Source organism: Arthrobacter sp. U41, assembly GCF_001750145.1.
Lineage (GTDB): Bacteria > Actinomycetota > Actinomycetes > Actinomycetales > Micrococcaceae > Arthrobacter.
The window spans coordinates 3,696,631-3,713,548 of the sequence record NZ_CP015732.1; the positions used below are offsets into that span (position 1 = coordinate 3,696,631).

Annotated in this window: 12 protein-coding genes; 5 read left to right on the forward strand and 7 right to left on the reverse strand. The window is 67.1% G+C overall.

Annotated elements, in window-relative coordinates:
• Positions 1–3,144: an efflux RND transporter permease subunit gene (locus ASPU41_RS16830; protein ID WP_069951882.1), complete on the forward strand. Its 3,144-nt coding sequence runs from the start codon at positions 1–3 to the stop codon at positions 3,142–3,144.
• A gap of 62 nt (positions 3,145–3,206) precedes the next feature.
• On the opposite strand, the gene glpK is transcribed toward ASPU41_RS16830, so the two are convergent.
• The 3 genes from glpK to ASPU41_RS16845 all read right to left on the reverse strand — a co-directional run bounded on the left by glpK (position 3,207) and on the right by ASPU41_RS16845 (position 7,484).
• The gene (glpK, locus tag ASPU41_RS16835; RefSeq protein ID WP_069951883.1) at positions 3,207–4,721 is read right to left on the reverse strand and encodes a glycerol kinase GlpK; all 1,515 of its coding nucleotides are present in this window, start codon (positions 4,719–4,721) and stop codon (positions 3,207–3,209) included.
• A gap of 53 nt (positions 4,722–4,774) precedes the next feature.
• Complete coding sequence (locus tag ASPU41_RS16840; protein ID WP_069951884.1) at positions 4,775–5,524, reverse strand: MIP/aquaporin family protein; 750 nt, start codon at positions 5,522–5,524, stop codon at positions 4,775–4,777.
• 157 nt (positions 5,525–5,681) lie between these two features.
• Positions 5,682–7,484, reverse strand: coding sequence for a glycerol-3-phosphate dehydrogenase/oxidase (locus ASPU41_RS16845; protein ID WP_069951885.1), 1,803 nt, complete (start codon positions 7,482–7,484; stop codon positions 5,682–5,684).
• A 125-nt stretch (positions 7,485–7,609) separates the two neighbouring features.
• Between ASPU41_RS16845 and ASPU41_RS16850 the strand changes: the two genes are divergently transcribed.
• From ASPU41_RS16850 to ASPU41_RS16865, 4 genes are all read left to right on the forward strand, one after another.
• Positions 7,610–8,572 (forward strand): sugar-binding transcriptional regulator, encoded by a 963-nt coding sequence (locus tag ASPU41_RS16850; protein ID WP_069951886.1) that lies wholly within the window; start codon positions 7,610–7,612, stop codon positions 8,570–8,572.
• Between the two features lie 101 nt (positions 8,573–8,673).
• Positions 8,674–9,552, forward strand: coding sequence for an aldo/keto reductase (locus ASPU41_RS16855; RefSeq protein WP_069951887.1), 879 nt, complete (start codon positions 8,674–8,676; stop codon positions 9,550–9,552).
• Positions 9,553–9,562: 10 nt separating this feature from the next.
• Positions 9,563–10,492, forward strand: a complete 930-nt coding sequence (locus tag ASPU41_RS16860) for an alpha/beta fold hydrolase (protein ID WP_069951888.1) — start codon at positions 9,563–9,565, stop codon at positions 10,490–10,492.
• The gene (locus ASPU41_RS16865) at positions 10,489–11,598 is read left to right on the forward strand and encodes a glycosyltransferase family 4 protein (protein ID WP_069951889.1); all 1,110 of its coding nucleotides are present in this window, start codon (positions 10,489–10,491) and stop codon (positions 11,596–11,598) included. The genes ASPU41_RS16860 and ASPU41_RS16865 overlap by 4 nt, the downstream gene beginning before the upstream one ends.
• Before the next feature lie 94 nt (positions 11,599–11,692).
• Here ASPU41_RS16865 and ASPU41_RS16870 read toward each other — a convergent pair whose 3' ends face one another.
• From ASPU41_RS16870 to rpoZ, 4 genes are all read right to left on the reverse strand, one after another.
• Positions 11,693–13,849 carry a primosomal protein N' gene (locus ASPU41_RS16870; protein ID WP_069951890.1) on the reverse strand — a complete coding sequence of 719 codons (2,157 nt, stop codon included), beginning with the start codon at positions 13,847–13,849 and terminating at the stop codon, positions 11,693–11,695.
• 153 nt (positions 13,850–14,002) lie between these two features.
• The gene (metK, locus tag ASPU41_RS16875; protein ID WP_069951891.1) at positions 14,003–15,238 is read right to left on the reverse strand and encodes a methionine adenosyltransferase; all 1,236 of its coding nucleotides are present in this window, start codon (positions 15,236–15,238) and stop codon (positions 14,003–14,005) included.
• Positions 15,239–15,316: 78 nt separating this feature from the next.
• Complete coding sequence (locus ASPU41_RS16880; RefSeq protein WP_069951892.1) at positions 15,317–16,597, reverse strand: bifunctional phosphopantothenoylcysteine decarboxylase/phosphopantothenate synthase; 1,281 nt, start codon at positions 16,595–16,597, stop codon at positions 15,317–15,319.
• Between the two features lie 26 nt (positions 16,598–16,623).
• The gene (rpoZ, locus tag ASPU41_RS16885) at positions 16,624–16,884 is read right to left on the reverse strand and encodes a DNA-directed RNA polymerase subunit omega (protein ID WP_011692102.1); all 261 of its coding nucleotides are present in this window, start codon (positions 16,882–16,884) and stop codon (positions 16,624–16,626) included.
• Positions 16,885–16,918: the final 34 nt, after the last annotated feature.

Here is a 16,918-nt window from a genome sequence, read left to right on the forward strand (position 1 = left end):
ATGCGCCGGATAGTCGCAGCCAGCCTCCGGTTCAGATCGATCATCATTGCCCTCGCCGCGGCGATGATGGTTGTCGGCGGCGGGCAACTCAGCAGTGCCTCGGTGGACGTTTTCCCCGAGTTCGCCCCGCCTAAAGTCGAGGTGCAGACTGCCTGCCTGGGACTCACCGCAGCAGAGGTCGAGGAACTGGTTTCTGTTCCGCTGGAGGAGGCCTTCAACGGCATCGACGGCCTCGACCATATGAGGTCAAAGTCGGTCCCGCAGCTGTCCTCAATCGTGATGGAATTCAAGAACGGCACGGATCTGCTGACCGCCAGGCAACTGGTGTCAGAGCGGATGGCAACCGTTATACCGACCCTCCCCACCTGGGCCGCGCCGCCGCTGATGCTGCAACCACTGTCCTCGACCAGCCGGGTCATGAAGATCGGCCTGTCCTCGGACACACGGTCCCTGATCGAAATGTCCATGGTCTCCTACTGGAACGTCAGGGCCCATCTGCTCCGCGTTCCCGGAGTGGCCAACGTGGCGATCTGGGGCGAACGCCTCCAGATGCTTCAGGTCCAGGTTGATCCCAACAAGCTGGCGGCCCACAACGTTTCGCTGGAAACGGTGATGACCTCCACCGGTGACGCACTCGACGCGGGGCTGCTGCAGTACTCCCCCGGCGCGCTCATCGGCACCGGCGGAGCTCTCGATACCCCCAGCCAGGCCTTGGGCATCCGGCACGTCCAGCCCATCACGTCCCCTGAGGAACTGGCGAAGGTCGCGGTCGAGGACCGGGAGGGCCAGACGCCGCTCCGGCTCTCTGACGTTGCCAATGTCGTGGAAGACCACCAGCAGCTCATCGGCGACGCGGTCATCAACGGCGGTCCGGGCCTGATGCTGATCGTCGAGAAGCTTCCATGGGGCAACACGCTGGAAGTCACACGCGGCGTCGAGGAAGCGATGAAGCAACTCGAACCCGGCCTCACCGGGATCACCGTGGACACCGCGATCTTCCGGCCTGCGACCTTCATTGAGGAATCCCTGGGCAACCTCGGCGTTGCGCTCTTGTTTGGAACCCTCCTGGTGATCCTGGTCCTGAGCGTGTTCCTCTTCCAGTGGCGGACCGCACTGGTCAGTGTGACAGCGATCCCGCTGTCCCTGATGGCCGCGGCCCTGGTGTTGTACTGGACCGGGGGCACGATAAATACCATGGTGCTGGCGGGCTTGGTGATTGCCGTCGGGGTGGTGGTGGACGACGCCATCATCGACGTCGAAAACATCGTCCGGCGGCTCCGCCAGCACCGGGCCGGCGGCGGTACCGAAAGCACCGCCAGGGTGGTGGTCAACGCCTCGCTCGAGGTCCGGGGACCGATCGTTTACGCCACCTTGATTATCGTGGCCGCCACGGTGCCGATCTTCTTCCTGGACGGGCTGACGGGGGCGTTCTTCAGGCCGCTGGCCACCTCGTACACTCTGGCGGTCATGGCCTCCATGCTGGTGGCTCTGACCGTCACACCGGCAATGGCGTACATCTTCCTTCGCAACGCCAAACTGGAGGATCGCGACCCGCCGGTCGTCAGGGTGCTCAAGCGCTGGTACGCCAAGGCGCTTCGGCCCCTCGTCCTGCGGCCCGTTCCGGGCTACCTTGCCCTGGGCGCGCTGGGGGTCATTGGCATCGTGGCGGCCCCGCTGTTGGGCCAGTCGCTGCTACCCTCCTTCAAGGAACGCGATTTTCTGATGCACTGGCTTACCCAGCCCGGCACCTCCAACTCGGAGGAAGTCCGGGTCAGCCAGCTGGCCTGCAAGGAACTCATGACCATCCCGGGGGTGAACAACTGCGGGGCGCACACGGGACAGGCCTTTAACGCCGACGAAGTGGTGGGCGTCTACTTTGGTGAGAACTGGATCAGCGTCGACCCCGCCGTCCCGTATGACGAAACCCTCGCGGCAGTCCAGGAAGTTGTTGACGGCTACCCCGGCATCGTCCGGGACGTTCAGACGTACCTCAAGGAGCGCATCCGCGAGGTCCTGACCGGCACCGGTTACGCCGTCGTCATCCGGGTGTACGGTGACGATCTCGATACGCTGCGCAAGGAGGCTGACAAACTCAAGACCATCCTGGGCGGCATCGAGGGCGCGGTGGGTGCGAAGGTCGCTCTCCAGGCCAAAATTCCGCAGATCAACGTGGAAGTGAACCTGGAGGCGGCGAACCGCTACGGGCTTAAGCCCGGAGACGTGCGCCGGGCCGCGGCCACCCTGGTGGCAGGCGAAGAAGTCGGCGACATCTACCGGGACGGCAAGGCCTATGACGTCCAGGTGTGGAGCGCGCCGGAGACCCGGACCAGCGTCACCAGTATTGAGAACCTTCCGCTCGATACGCCGGGCGGCCAGAAGATCCGGTTGGCCGATGTGGCCACGATCTCGGTCAAGCCCACTCCGAACGTGATCGAGCGTTCGGAGGGATCCCGGCGGATCGACGTCAGCGCCAACGTCAAGGAAGGCGACCTGGCCAGGGTGGTCCAGAAGCTCGAGTCGGAGATGAAGTCAGTTGAGTTCCCGGTCGGTTACGAAGCCGTTGTCCTCGGTGAATATGCAGAGCGCCAGGCCGCCTCGCAGCGCCTACTGCTCTACGCGGTCGGCGCTGTGATCGTTGTCTTCCTGCTGCTCCAGGCCGCATTCCGCAGCTGGCGGCTGGCGATCCTGACGATCCTGACGCTGCCGGTGGCACTTGTGGGCGGCATCATTGCGGCTCATCTGAGCGGCGGTATTCTCTCGCTGGGGTCGCTGGTTGGCTTCCTGACCCTGATGGGGATCGCAGCCCGCAACGGAATTCTGCTCATCAACCACTGCCAGCACCTGGAAAAGTACGAGGGGATGCCCTTCGGGCGGGTCCTGGTGCTGCGCGGAGCTGCCGAGCGGTTGTCCCCGATCCTGATGACAACCCTAGCCACCGCCCTGGCGCTCGTGCCGCTGGTGGTCATGGGGAACATTCCGGGTCATGAGATTGAACATCCGATGGCGGTGGTGATCCTGGGCGGGCTCGTCACCTCCACGCTGGTCAACCTGTTCATTGTCCCCTCGCTGTACCTGCGCTTTGCCAAGAAGGGACCGGCCCGCCAGCGCGGGCCGCGCCAGCCTGAACCGGTCGCGGCGGTCTAGCACAAAAAAGGAGACCTCCGGCCAGCATCTGCTGACCGGAGCTCTCCTTTGTGCCCGAAGGCCTACTTCACGTCCTCGTCGACCCAGTCCATGGACTTGGTGACGGCCTTCTTCCAGAGGCGCATCTGGCGCTCACGCTCGGCCTGGTCCATCTTCGGCTCCCAGCGCTTGTCCTCGGACCAGTTGGCGGAACATTCGCCGAGGTCCTTCCAGAAGCCGACGGCCAGTCCGGCGGCGTAGGCGGCACCCAGCGAGGTGGTCTCCACGACCTTGGGCCGGATGACCGGAACGCCGAGGATGTCCGCCTGGAACTGCATCAGCGCATCGTTGGCGACCATGCCGCCGTCGACCTTCAGTTCCGTCAGCGGCACCCCCGAGTCCGCGTTGACGGCGTCGAGCACCTCGCGGGTCTGGAAGGCGGTGGCCTCCAGCGCCGCGCGGGCGATGTGGTTCTTGTTCACGAAGCGGGTCAGGCCGACAATCGCGCCGCGGGCGTCGGAACGCCAGTACGGCGCGAACAGCCCGGAGAACGCCGGAACGATATACACGCCGCCGTTGTCCTCGACCGAGGCCGCCAGCGTCTCCACTTCCGCGGCGCTGCTGATCATGCCGAGGTTGTCCCGCAGCCACTGCACCAGCGAACCGGTGACGGCGATGGAGCCTTCCAGGGCGTAGTGCGGGGCGGCGTCGCCAAGCTTGTAGCCGACCGTGGTCAGCAGGCCGTTCTTGGAGTGAACAATTTCCTCACCGGTATTGAAGATGAGGAAGCAGCCCGTGCCGTAGGTGTTCTTGGCTTCGCCGGCGTCGAACGCGGCCTGGCCGAACGTCGCCGCCTGCTGGTCGCCGAGGATGCCGGCGACAGGGACTTCACGCAGCAGCTGGGAGGTGTGGACCGTGCCGTAGACCTCGGAGGAGGACTTGATGGCCGGCATCATGGAGGCCGGAACGCCGAAGGCGTCCAGGATCTCCTGGTCCCAGGAGAGCGTCTCGAGGTCCATGAACATGGTCCTTGAGGCGTTGGTGACATCCGTGACGTGGACACCGCCGTCGGTCCCGCCGGTCAGGTTCCAGAGCACCCAGCAGTCGGTGTTGCCGAAGACCAGGTCCCCGGCTTCAGCCTTGGCGCGGGCGCCCTCGACGTTGTCCAGGATCCATTTGATCTTGGTGCCCGAGAAGTACGTGGCCAGCGGCAGGCCGACCTTCTGTTTGAACCGCTCCGGTCCCCCGTCCTTGGCCAGTTCGTCCACGATCGGCTGGGTGCGGGTGTCCTGCCAGACGATCGCGTTGTAGATGGCCTTGCCGGTGGTCCTGTCCCAGACGACAGCGGTCTCGCGCTGGTTAGTGATGCCGACGGCGGCGATGTCGTGGCGGGTCAGGTTCGCCTTGGACAACGCGGAGGCGATGACCTCACGGGTGTTGTTCCAGATCTCGGCGGGGTCGTGCTCCACCCAGCCGGCCTGCGGGAAGATCTGCTCGTGCTCCATCTGGCCCGAGGAAACGATATTGCCGCTGTGGTCGAAGACGATGGCGCGGGTGCTGGTGGTGCCCTGGTCGATGGCGATTACGTACTGGTTCATGTTGACGTCCTTGTCTTGGGGCTGGCAGGTGAATGAGTGCGTAGTGAGCTGGGTTAGGCGGCTGCGGTGGCGATGATCGGCACGATTGCCGCCACGAGACCGGCGAGGCCTCCGCCGACCAGCGGTCCGACAACGGGAATCCAGGAGTAGCTCCAGTCCGAGGATCCCTTGCCCTTCATCGGCAGCAGGGCATGGGCGATGCGGGGGCCAAGGTCACGGGCCGGGTTGATGGCGTAGCCGGTGGGGCCACCGAGGGAGACACCGATGCCGACAACGAGGAGCGCCACGGCGAGCGGGCCAAGACCCGAAGGTGTCCCGCCGAAGGTCAGGATGACGAAGACCAGGACAAAGGTGCCGATGATCTCCGTAATCAGGTTCCACGGTGTGGAACGGATGGCCGGGCCGGTGGAGAAGACTGCCAGCTGGCTGGCGGGCTCCGGCTCGGCATCGAAGTGCTGCTTGTACGCCAGCCACATCACCACGGCGCCGAGGAAGGCACCGAGCAGTTCACCGCCGAAGTAGGTGAGCGTGGAGACGAAATCGACGGCGACGCCGGGTGCGTACTCCTTCTTGCCGTTGACCAGCAGGCCGAAGGTCACGGCGGGGTTCAAGTGTGCCCCGGACTGGGCGGCGACGTAGACGCCGGAGAAAACGGCGATGCCCCATCCCCAGGTGACCATCAGGAACCCGCCGTTGTTGCCCTTGGTGCCTTTGAGTGCAACGTTTGCCACAACGCCGCAACCCAGCAGGGTCAGCATCGCGGTACCGAATACTTCGGACAGGAAAACTATTCCAAGAGACATCTTTGACTCCCTCTATTTTCTGTTGTCAGCCCGTCGCGAGTTTGAAGGGCTGTTGGGCCGGCACCGCGTTGGCGCTGCCGGCCGGCCACTGCGCCGGTCCCCGGGGGAACCACGCAGTCCTTGCGCCCGGACGTCCCCGTCAGGCCGCGAAGTTCTATCAGGAGACCAGGCTGTGGACCTGGACGCCGTGGAATCGCTTGAGCACCTCCTGAGCGTGGCTGATCTCGGAGGACCTCGTTGCCGCGTCCCAGCCCAGCGGGCCGGAGAGGATGTCGGCAACCTCGTTCAGCAGCTCACCGGTCACCAGTCCCCGGAAGGCGAGGGAAGTGCGGCGGATCAGGACGTCGACCAGATGCCCGATCTGCTCGTTCCGGGCCATGAACTCCAGTTCACGGACGCTTAGTTCGCGGGTCGAATGCAGCGGCCGGTCCGGGGCGGAGCCCGGGGCGCCGTCGAGGAAGCTGATGACTTCCTCGGCTCGGGTGCCGTAGCGGGTCAGCAGCCCGGCGGTGCGGTCCGCGTCGCGCCCGGCCGCCATGTGCGCCTTGATCCAGCGCTGCACGCCGTCCTCGCTGTCGGGGAACCCGGCGCCGCCGCCGATGGCGAGTTTCGCCGTGGAGACCTTCCGTTCCATCCCGAGTTCGGCGAGCACATCGTTGCTCAGGTGTTCGGCGAGGGCCCGGAAGGTGGTCCACTTACCGCCGACGAGGCTGAGCACGACGGCGCCGCCGTCCTTCGCGGCGGCACCGGCACCGGCACGGCGTTCGATCCGGTAGTCGCGGCTGACGAAGCCGGGATGGGTGGCCTCGTGCCTGGGCAGCGGGCGGACTCCGGAGAAGGTGTAGACAATCTGCTCCCGGTCCACGGTGATGTCCGGGAAGACGTGCCCGATCAGGTCGAAGAAATAGTCAATCTCGGCCTCCGTGCACACGGCGTCCGCCGCCATATCGGCGTCGACGTCGGTGGTGCCCACCAGGACCCGGTCGCCCATCGGATAGATCAGCACGATCCGGCCGTCGGTGTGTTCGAAGAAGATTTCGCGGCCGTTGCAGGCGGCCAGCAAATCAGGGTGGTCCAGCACGATGTGCGACCCCTTGGTGCCGCCCATGAACGACGACGGCGCACCCATCGCCTGGTTGGTCAGGTCGACCCAGGCGCCGGTGGTGTTGACGATGATGTCCGCGGAGAAGTCGAACTGTTCACCGGTGAGCTCGTCACGCAGTTCCACGGTGCTGCCGGCGCGCCCGGCTCCAGCACCGTCCTTCACCGCAACGAGCGAGAGATAGTTGCTGGCACGGGCGTCACTGGCAGCCGCAAGACCGGCCTTCTCGCCGTCCTGCAGCACGTCAAGGGTGAGCCGCTCCGGGTTGTGGACGGAGGCGTCGAAATAGGTGGCGGCGTACTTGATGCCCGGGTGCAGGCGCGGCAGTTCCGCCAGCGCACGCTTGCGGCCGCGGAACTGGTGCCGGGGCACGGTACCGCCGTCGCGGGAGAAGAAATCGTACAGGCTCAGCCCGAGTTTGATCAGGAAGGCCCCGCGTTCTGTGGGCGCGCCCTGCTGCTTATGGGTGAGGAAACGCAGCGGGGCGGCGAGGACACCGGAGAAGGTGCTGAAAATGGGGATGGTGGTCTGCAGCGGCTTGACGTAGTGCGGCGCGATGCGCAACAGCCGGTTGCGTTCCACCACCGACTCCCGGACCAGCCGGAACTCGCCGTTTTCGAGGTAGCGGATGCCGCCGTGGATCATGTGTGAGGAGGCGCCGCTGGCCCCCTGGCAGTAGTCCCCGCGCTCCACGAGGGCGACATCCACCCCCTGCAGGGCCAGGTCCCGGAAGGTGCCCACTCCGTTGATCCCACCGCCGATGATCAGCACCTGTGCGTGGGGCCGCGACCGCAGCTTCTGCACCGATGCTCGCTCGCCGGCCGACGCCTGGTTGCGGGCTGAATACTTCTGTCCCAAGAACTGCTCCTTTGGGTTGGGGCCTGTGCGGCGCGCCACGGGGCGCGGCGCCGTTCAACACTATTCTTTGGACTAATGGAAAATGGAGTCAAGCACTATGCACAAACGTGCAGAACGGAAATGGGATGACGCCCTCACGCAGTTCCGACGCCCTTCGCGCGGCCCAGTTGTATTACCTGCAGGACCTGACCATGGACGCGATCGCCCGCGAGCTCCGCACGTCGCGGTCCACCGTGTCCCGCCTGCTTTCCTCGGCCCGGGAATCCGGGCTGGTGCAGATCCAGATCCGCAGTCCGTTGGACACGGGCCCCGAACTGGCAAGCATGATCCGCGCCGAATACAAGGTCGATGTCCACGTCGTTCCGGTCGTGGACACGCTGAATGAGGCGGAAACACTGGACCGCGTGGCCATGCAGGCCGCACGGACCATCGGCCCCCTGGTGGACTCCAATGCCATCATCGGCGTCGCCTGGGGCTCGACCCTGAGCGCCGTCAGCCGGCACCTGACCCGGAAGATCACCCACGACAGCGTGATCGTCCAGCTCAACGGTGCAGGCAACATGCAAACCACTGGCATCACCTATGCCTCGGACATCATGCGGCGCTTTGGCAGCGCCTACGGGGCGCGGGTGGAGCAGTTCCCCGTGCCCGCGTTCTTCGACCACGCCGCAACCAAAAAGGCGATGTGGAATGAGCGCAGTGTGCAACGGATCCTCGAACTGCAGGCCCGCATGAGCATCGCGATTTTCGGCGTGGGATCGGTCGACGCCGACTACCCCAGCCACGTCTACGCGGGCGGTTACCTTGATGAGGACGACCTGAACGTCCTGGCCACCTCCGACGTCGTGGGCGACGTCGCCACCGTGTTCTTCCGCGCCGATGGCTCCGCGGACGGCATCACCCTCAATGAACGTTCCACCGGCCCGGACCTGGCGCAACTGCGCCAGGTGCGCCGCCGGATCTGCGTGGTGTCCGGCGCCTCCAAGATCAACGGACTCCGCGGCGCCCTCGCCGCCGGCCTGGCCACCGACCTGATCCTCGACGAGGCCAGCGCCCGGCGCCTGGTCAGCTTCGAGGGCCTGGCCTGAGCCTGACCTGCCCGATTTCGGGCTGGCCTCGGCTGGGTCCAACTGGCCTGCGACGGCCTGCCGTGGGGAGTACCGGCGGCGGAGTCGGTAAAGTCGATGCTATGAAACCCTCGCCCCGGCTCAGCCTCAACAACGGTGTCCTGATCGACCAGTTGGGGTTCGGACTCTACAAGGTGCCTCCCGCCGATGCCGCCGGACTCGTGACCATGGCGCTCGAGGCCGGCTACCGGCACTTCGACACCGCCGCCATGTACGGAAACGAGACAGGTGTTGGCCGGGGCATTGGCTCGCTGTCGAGTTTTGTGAGTCCCGACGACGCCCGGGGCGGATCCGGCGAGGCGTCACCGTCGCTCTCACGCGAGGACCTGTTCGTCACCACCAAGCTCTGGAACGACGACCAGGGCTACGAAGCCACGCTGCGCGCGTTTGACACCTCCATGGCCAATCTCGGCCTGGAATACCTGGATTTGTACCTGATCCACTGGCCCTGTCCGCAGCGCGGGCTGTACCCCGAGAGCTACCGGGCCATGGAGACGCTGTACCGGGAAGGCAGGGCGCGCGCCATCGGGGTCTCGAATTTCCAGCCGGCCCATCTGGACCGTCTATTGCAGACCGCCGAGGTCGTCCCGGCCGTCAACCAGATCGAACTGCACCCCTGGCTTCAGCAGGAGGAGCTGCGGACCCTGCACGGAGAGCTCGGAATCACCACCGAGGCATGGAGCCCGCTGGGCCGCGGCCAGGTCCTGCAGGATCCGGTGGTGCTGGACCTCGCCGCTGCGCACGGCCGGACTTCGGCCCAGATCATCCTCCGCTGGCATGTCCAGCTCGGCAATGTCACCATTCCCAAGGCGAGCTCCTACGCCCGGATCAGGGAAAACCTGAACGTCTTCGGCTTCAGCCTCGACGATGCAGCCATGGACGCCCTGGCCGGTCTGGAACGTGGCTTCCGCACCGGCTCCGACCCGGACACCGTCAATTAGGACTCCTCGAATGGAACACGTGGCCACCGGGCCTTCCCCCACCACTCCCCTGTTCAGCGCCGGGCTTCAGGCCCGCACCCATGCCGCCGAGGTCGAGCTTGACGGCACGAAGGTGGCGTACTGGAGCTACGAACCGGTCCGCGTAACCCCGGAGACCCGGACCATCCTGGTCATCCACGGCTTCCGCGGCGACCACCACGGGCTGCTCCGGGTGGCCGACCAGCTCCCCGAAATGCGACTGATCATGCCGGACCTCCCCGGCTTCGGCAGCTCTGCCGCTTTCGCGGGTGCCGAACACAGTGTTGAACGCTACGGCCGGTTTATCGCTGACTTTATGGGGGCCCTGGGTCTGGGCCCCGACACGGTCCTGCTGGGCCACTCCTTTGGCTCCATTGTCGCGAGCCACTATGTGGCGGCCCACCCCGGCACGGTCTCGGAGCTGATCCTGATCAACCCGATCGCCGCCCCTGCCCTCGAGGGCCCCAAGGGGCTCATGACCAAGATGGCCGTCCTGTATTACGAAGCCGCCGCGCGTCTGCCCCGCCGGCTCGGACAGGGCCTGCTGCGCAGCCAACTGATCGTCCGGGTCATGAGCGAAACGATGGCGAAGACCCGGGACAAACAGCTCCGCCGTTTTGTGCACGCCCAGCACAGCGCCTATTTCTCCGCATTCGCGGACCGGGCGAGCCTGCTCGAGGCGTTTAAGGCCTCGGTCGGCAGCAACGTGGCGGAAGTGGCCCGCAGCCTGGCCCTTCCCGTGCTGCTGATTGCCGGGGAGAAGGACGAGATCGCCATGCTGCCGGACCAGCACACCCTGCTGGCCCTGCTGCCGGATGCGCATCTTGACGTTATCCCCGGCGTCGGCCATCTGATCCACTACGAAACCCCGGAACCCGCCGCCGGCTTCATCCGCCGATTCCTGAAGGACCATTCCGCGTGAAAATTCTCATCGATGCCCGCTACACCCGGCTGGACCACCATGACGGCATCAGCCGGTACGGTGCCAGCCTGATTGCGGCCACGGCCAAAATCGCCGACGTCTCCATGCTGATCAGCGACGTCCGCCAGCTGGCCCTGCTGCCGGATGTGCCGTACACCCTGATCAACAGCCCGCTGTCCCCTGCCGAGCTGTTCGTCGCCAGCAAGGTCAACAGGCTCGGCGCCGACGTGGTGGTATGTCCGATGCAGACCATGGGCAGCTGGGGCCGAAAGTACGCCCTGGTGCTGACCCTGCACGACTTGATCTATTACGAACACCCGGCACCTCCTGGCTTCCTGCCGGCCCCCGTCCGGGTCCTCTGGCGGCTGTACCACAAGGCGTTCTGGCCGCAGCGGCTGCTGCTGAACCGGGCCGACGTCGTCGCCACCATCAGCTCCACGACCGCGGCGCTGATCTCGAAGTACCGTCTGACCAAGCGTCCCGTCCGGATCGTGGGCAACGCCCCTCAGCACGGCCACACGCCGCGGGACCCCGGGGCGGGAGCGGACAAAACGCTGCTGTACATGGGTTCCTTCATGCCCTATAAGAACGTGGAGACGATGATCCGGGGCATGGCGGAACTCCCGGACATGAGCCTGCACCTGCTCAGCCGGATCACCCCTGAACGCCGGGCGGAACTCGAGGCCCTGGCACCGGCGGGCGCGGACATCGTCTTCCACAACGGTGTGACTGACGCCGAGTACGAGGCCATGCTGGGACGCACCACGGCCCTGATCAGCCTCTCCAAGGCGGAGGGCTATGGACTGCCCCTGGTCGAAGCCATGTCCCACGGCACCCCCGTGATCGCCAGCAACATTCCAATCTTCCGCGAAGTGGGCGGCGACGCCGTCAGTTACGTCCATCCCGATTCGCCGGCGGAGTTGGCCGCGGCGGTCCGGAAGCTTGCGGAGCCGGACCTGTGGAAGGCCCGTTCAATGCGCTCGGTGGAGCGCGCCGCGGAGTTCAGCTGGGCCGAGTCCGCCCGCAGGCTGTTGGACGTCGCCGAAGAGGCCGTAGCACTGCGCGCACGCCGCACGGGGCACCCGAAAAACCCGTCCCGGAAGTAGCCTGCGCGAAGAATCCACGCCGGACTCGCCGGTACGCTGCGGGGTCGCCGGTTGGCAACCCCGCAGCGTACCGGCGAATTCGGGATTATCCTGTTCAGAGCACGTCCACGCCGTCGAGCCGCAGCTGAACCGGGTCGTCCGTGCGTTTGGCGGCGGCGGCGACCTTGACCGCCCGCAGCACCCGTGTGACTTGCGTGGCCTGGCTGTACGGGATGAACAGTAACGTCCTCACGTCCTCGACGCCGGATCCCGCGGCTCCACCCTGGCCGGGGGCGCCGGTCATCACGAGGGGCGCCGGGCCGGCCGTCCGCAGCACGATTCCCTGCGGTCCAAGCTGCTGTTCGACGGCCTCGCTGAAGTGTCCGACGGCGGTCCGGCCGCCGGTGATGGAAGCGACCCGGACAGCCGGGGGGAGCTGCAGTTCCTGGCGCAGGGAAAGTTCCCGCTGGGCATAGCCGGCGGGATCCCAGCGAAGCAGGGCACCGACGCCGGCCGCGTCGTCCGCGGTGATGACCACCAAACCGCCGGCGCCCGCAGGGCGGACCAGGGCGGCGGCGTTGAACCAGCGCCGGACGGCGTCCTCCCCGGCCCGCAGGTTTTCGCGCCGCAGCAGCGAATCGCCGTCGAGCAGCAGGGCCGCCGCATAGCCGCCGTCCGCGACCGGCTCCGCGCCCACTGTGGCCACGACCAGGGCTTTCGAGTCAGGGACCGTGGCCAGCACCCGGTCCCCGGACGAGGTGACCACCGGTTTGCCCGGGAAGGCGCGGCCCAGTTCTTCGGCCGTGCGGAGGGCGCCGGTGGCTCCCCGGCGGAGCCGGACACCGTTGCACGTTCCGCAGCGCCAGTCCGGCGCCGGAGTCGAACACCAGCGGCACTGTGGAATGGCTGAGCTCCCGCTGGCCCCGGCGATGGCAAGCGGCCCGCTGCAGGCAGTACAGCGCGCCGGTTCACGGCAGTTGTCGCAGGCGAGCGATGGTGCGTAGCCGGCCCTCGCCACCTGGACCAGCACCGGGCCGCGTTCGAGTCCGTCCTTGGCGGCGCGCCAGGCGGCCCCGGGCAGCCGGGCGATCCTGGCCAGCGGATCATGCTCGAGTTCGAAGCTGTCCGCGGTGTTCAGCACCCGTGGAACGGTCCGGCGGACGACGGCGCGGTCCGCCTCCACCGGCCACGCCCAGCCGGCCTCGACGAGGCGCTGGGTTTCGGTGCTCCGGGTGTGCCCGGCGAGCAGGCAGGCGGCGCCCTCCTGTTCGGCGCGCAGCAGCAGGACTTCGCGGCTGTGGGCGTAGGGGGAACGCTGCTCGATGTGCAGATCGTCGCCGTCGTCCCAGCAGACCACGAGGCCGGGATTGCGGACGGGGGCGTAAGCGGCGGACCGGGTTCCGACGGCGACCCCGGCGGCACCGCTGAGGATCCGGAGGAAGCTGCGGTACCGCGGGGTCTGGCCATCGTCGGCGGTGAGGCGGGCGACGTCCCCGGCCGGCAGGACCCGCAGGAGCGCGGCTTCGACCCGGTCCAGGTCCCGGTAGTCGGGCACGACGACGATGGCGCCGCGGCCGGAGAGCCGGACGGCTGCGACGGCCTCGGCGATCATCCGGGGCCAGCCTCCGGGGCCGTAGCCCTGGAGCGCGCTCAGCACGGCGCGGGGCGACTCCCCCGTCCCGAGGTGCTGGAGGAAGGCCGGGCCGTTGCGGTAGGAGGACCAGCTGGAGGCCTCGAGACCTGCAGGAATTGCCGCTCCTGTCCCGTCCTCGGCCGCCCCGTCCGCGAAAAGGGACGGATCCAGGACTCCCTCCGGGGCGAGGTCCTTCTCGAGTTTCGCCATCCGCGGCGGCACGGCCACGCGCAGGACGTCGCTGACGCTGCCGGCATAACGCGCCGCGACGCGTCCGGCGAGTTCCGCGACCGGGGCGGTCAGCACCGGAACCGGAGAGATCACCTTGTGCAGCGGGACGAGGGGGTGGCCGGCGTCGGATTCCGCCACCCGGTCCATCAGGTAACCGGGGAGTTCCTGGCCGTTGAACTTTACCTTCACCCGGACACCGGGCTGTGCCGCGGCGTCGAGGCCGGCCGGCACGCTGTAGTCGAAGGGCCGGTCCAGGTGCGGAAGGGAGGACTCCAGCCGCACCCGTGCCACCGGGAGCCGGGCCGCGAGGGCCGGGCCGGGCGCTGCAGCCGCGGAGGCGGGGAAGCCCTGGAGCAGCGACAGCTGGAGCGGTTCGTCCGGCGCTGCGGCGCCATGGATCGGGCTCATCGTTCGTCCTCCCTTCAGCAAGCCAGTACCGGCCAGGTCCAGTGCCGGCCCGATAAGCGCCGGCTCAAAAAGAACAGCCAGGCCGCCGGGATCGGCGGCCTGGCTACAGCACATCACAGGGCAGTGACATTCACTGCACCGGGATGGACGTTCTCAGGCGTTGAAGAAAGCCTTCAGCGCGTCGACCCGGTCCAGTCGCTCCCAGGTGAAGTCGGGATCATCGCGGCCGAAATGGCCGTGGGCCGCGGTCTTGGCGTAGATCGGGCGTTTGAGGTCGAGCGCGTCGATGATGGCCCGGGGGCGCAGGTCGAAGATTTCGGCGATCGCGGCACTGATCCTGATGGGGTCCACGGTCTCGGTCCCGAAGGTCTCGACGTAGGTTCCCACCGGGCGGGCCTGGCCGATCGCGTAGGCGATCTGGATTTCGGCGCGCTTCGCGAGACCGGCAGCGACCACGTTCTTGGCCACCCAGCGCATCGCGTACGCTGCCGAGCGGTCCACCTTGGACGGGTCCTTGCCGGAGAAGGCGCCGCCGCCGTGGCGGGCCATGCCGCCGTAGGTGTCGACGATGATCTTGCGGCCGGTGAGGCCGGCGTCGCCGACCGGGCCGCCAATGACAAAAGCACCGGCCGGGTTCAGGATGTTCCGGGCCCGGGAGATGTCCAGGTTGGACAGCGCCATGACCGGGTCAACCACGTGGGCGGCGAGATCGGCGCGGAGCCGGTCCAGGCTGGCGCCTTCGGCGTGCTGGCTGGAGATGACAACCGTTTCGACCGACACGGGCCGGTCGCCGTCGTAGCCGACGGTGACCTGGGTCTTGCCGTCGGGACGAAGGTAGGAGAGTTCGCCGTTCTTGCGGACCTCGGTCAGCCGCTCGGAGAGGCGGTGCGCGAGCCAGATCGGAACCGGCATGTAGGAGGGGGTCTCATCGCTGGCGTAGCCGAACATCAGGCCCTGGTCCCCGGCGCCCTGGAGGTCGTAGTCGTCCTCCTGGCGTCCCTCGCGGGCTTCGAGCGAGTTGAAGACGCCCCCGGCGATGTCGTTGGACTGCTGGCCAATGGAGACCGACACGCCGCAGCGGGCACCGTCGAATCCGTTGGCCGAGGAGTCGTAGCCGATGCCCAGGATGGTTTCCCGGACGATCTGCGGGATTTCGACGTAGGCGTCGGTGGTGACTTCTCCGGCGACGTGGACCAGCCCGGTGGTGGCCAGCGTCTCCACGGCCACCCGGGACTCGGGATCCTTGGCCAGCAGGGCATCGAGGATCGCATCGCTGATCTGGTCACAGATCTTATCGGGGTGTCCTTCGGTCACCGACTCGGACGTGAAGAGCCGGAGCGAGGCGGGCGTGGACCCGTGGAAAGCAGGGATGTGCAGCGGTAAAGTCACTCAACTACCTTACTGGTTGGAATACGGACGTCCGGCGGCGCGTGTCACTGTGCTAAGGAGACGTTGCTTACGCCGGGTTCAGGCGGGCGGGACGACCCGGCTCAGCTCGGCGCTGATGCGGTCGATCACGGCAGCCGCAACGTCGGATTTTGAACCCGACGCCTCTTGGCGTTCGGAGCCGGACCGGGAAAGGATGACTACGGAGTTGGTGTCCTCGCCGAAGACCTTGTCCTCCCCCACGTGGTTGACCACGAGCAGGTCGCAGGCCTTGCGGCGCAACTTGTCCGCGGCGTAGTCCAGGACGTCGCCGTCGGCGTCGCCGGTTTCGGCCGCGAAGCCGACGATCAGCTGGCGGCGGGAGGCGGCATCCCGGATTTCGACGAGCTCGCGCAGGATGTCCGGGTTCCGGACCAGCGTGATGACGGGATCGGCGACGTCGTCGCGCTTCTTGATCTTCGTCCCGGCGACATCCGCCGGACGGAAGTCCGCGACGGCGGCGGCCATGATGATGACGTCGGAATCGGCGGCGGCGTGCAGGGCGGCCTTGCGGAGCTCCAGGGCGGTCCCCACCTTGACGACGTCCACGCCGGCCGGCGGCATGACGTCCATGTGGGCGGCCAGCAGCCGGACCCTGGCGCCGGCTTCGCGGGCGGCGGCAGCCAGCGCCACCCCCTGCTTGCCGGAGGACCGGTTTCCGAGGAACCGGACGGGGTCCAGAGGTTCGCGGGTGCCGCCGGCGCTGATCGTGACCGTGAGGCCGGCCAGCGGTCCCCTCGGCGCAGCGAGCGTGGCATCGGATGGCGGCAGCGGGACAGTCGCGGGCACCGCCGGCGCACCGGCAAGGGCCAGGGCCGCGTCGAAGATGGCATCGGGCTCGGGCAGCCGGCCCGGCCCGGAATCCGAGCCGGTCAGCCTGCCGGAAGCGGGCTCCACCACCGTGACGCCCCGGCTGCGGAGTGTCTCGACGTTGGCCTGGGTCGCCGGATGCTGCCACATCTCGGTGTGCATGGCGGGGGCCATCAACACCGGGCAGCTCCCGGCCATGAGCAGGGTGTTGCTCAGGAGGTCGTTGGCCTGGCCGGTGGCGGCGCGGGCCAGCAGGTCCGCGGTGGCGGGGGCCACCACGATCAGCTCGGCCTCGTGGCCAAGGCGGACGTGGTTGACGGTGTGCACCTCGTCGAAGACGCTGTTGCTGACCGGGTGCCCGGACAGCGCCTCCCACGTGGCGACGCCGACGAAGCGGGTCGCGGCCTCCGTGGGGATGACTGTGACGTCGTGGCCGGCTTCAGTAAAAAGCCGGAGGAGCGACGCCACCTTGTAGGCGGCTATCCCTCCCCCGACTCCGAGGACTATGCGCACGTGAGACTCCGTCTGCGTCTGCGGAACTACTCTGCAGGTTCGATCGGAGTGGAAACGAGCTTGCCTTCGTTGATTTCGCGCAGCGCGATGGAGAGCGACTTCTCGTTCAGCTTGGTGTCGACCAGCGGGCCGACGTACTCGAACAGGCCCTCGTGCAGCTGGGCGTAGTAAGCGTTGATCTGGCGGGCGCGCTTGGCGCCGAAAATCACCAGTCCGTACTTCGAATCGGCAGCCTTCAGCAGCTCGTCGATCGGCGGGTTGATGATGCCTTCAAGGTTCGTGGACACGAATTCTCCAAATTCTAACGGGCCGATACGTCCC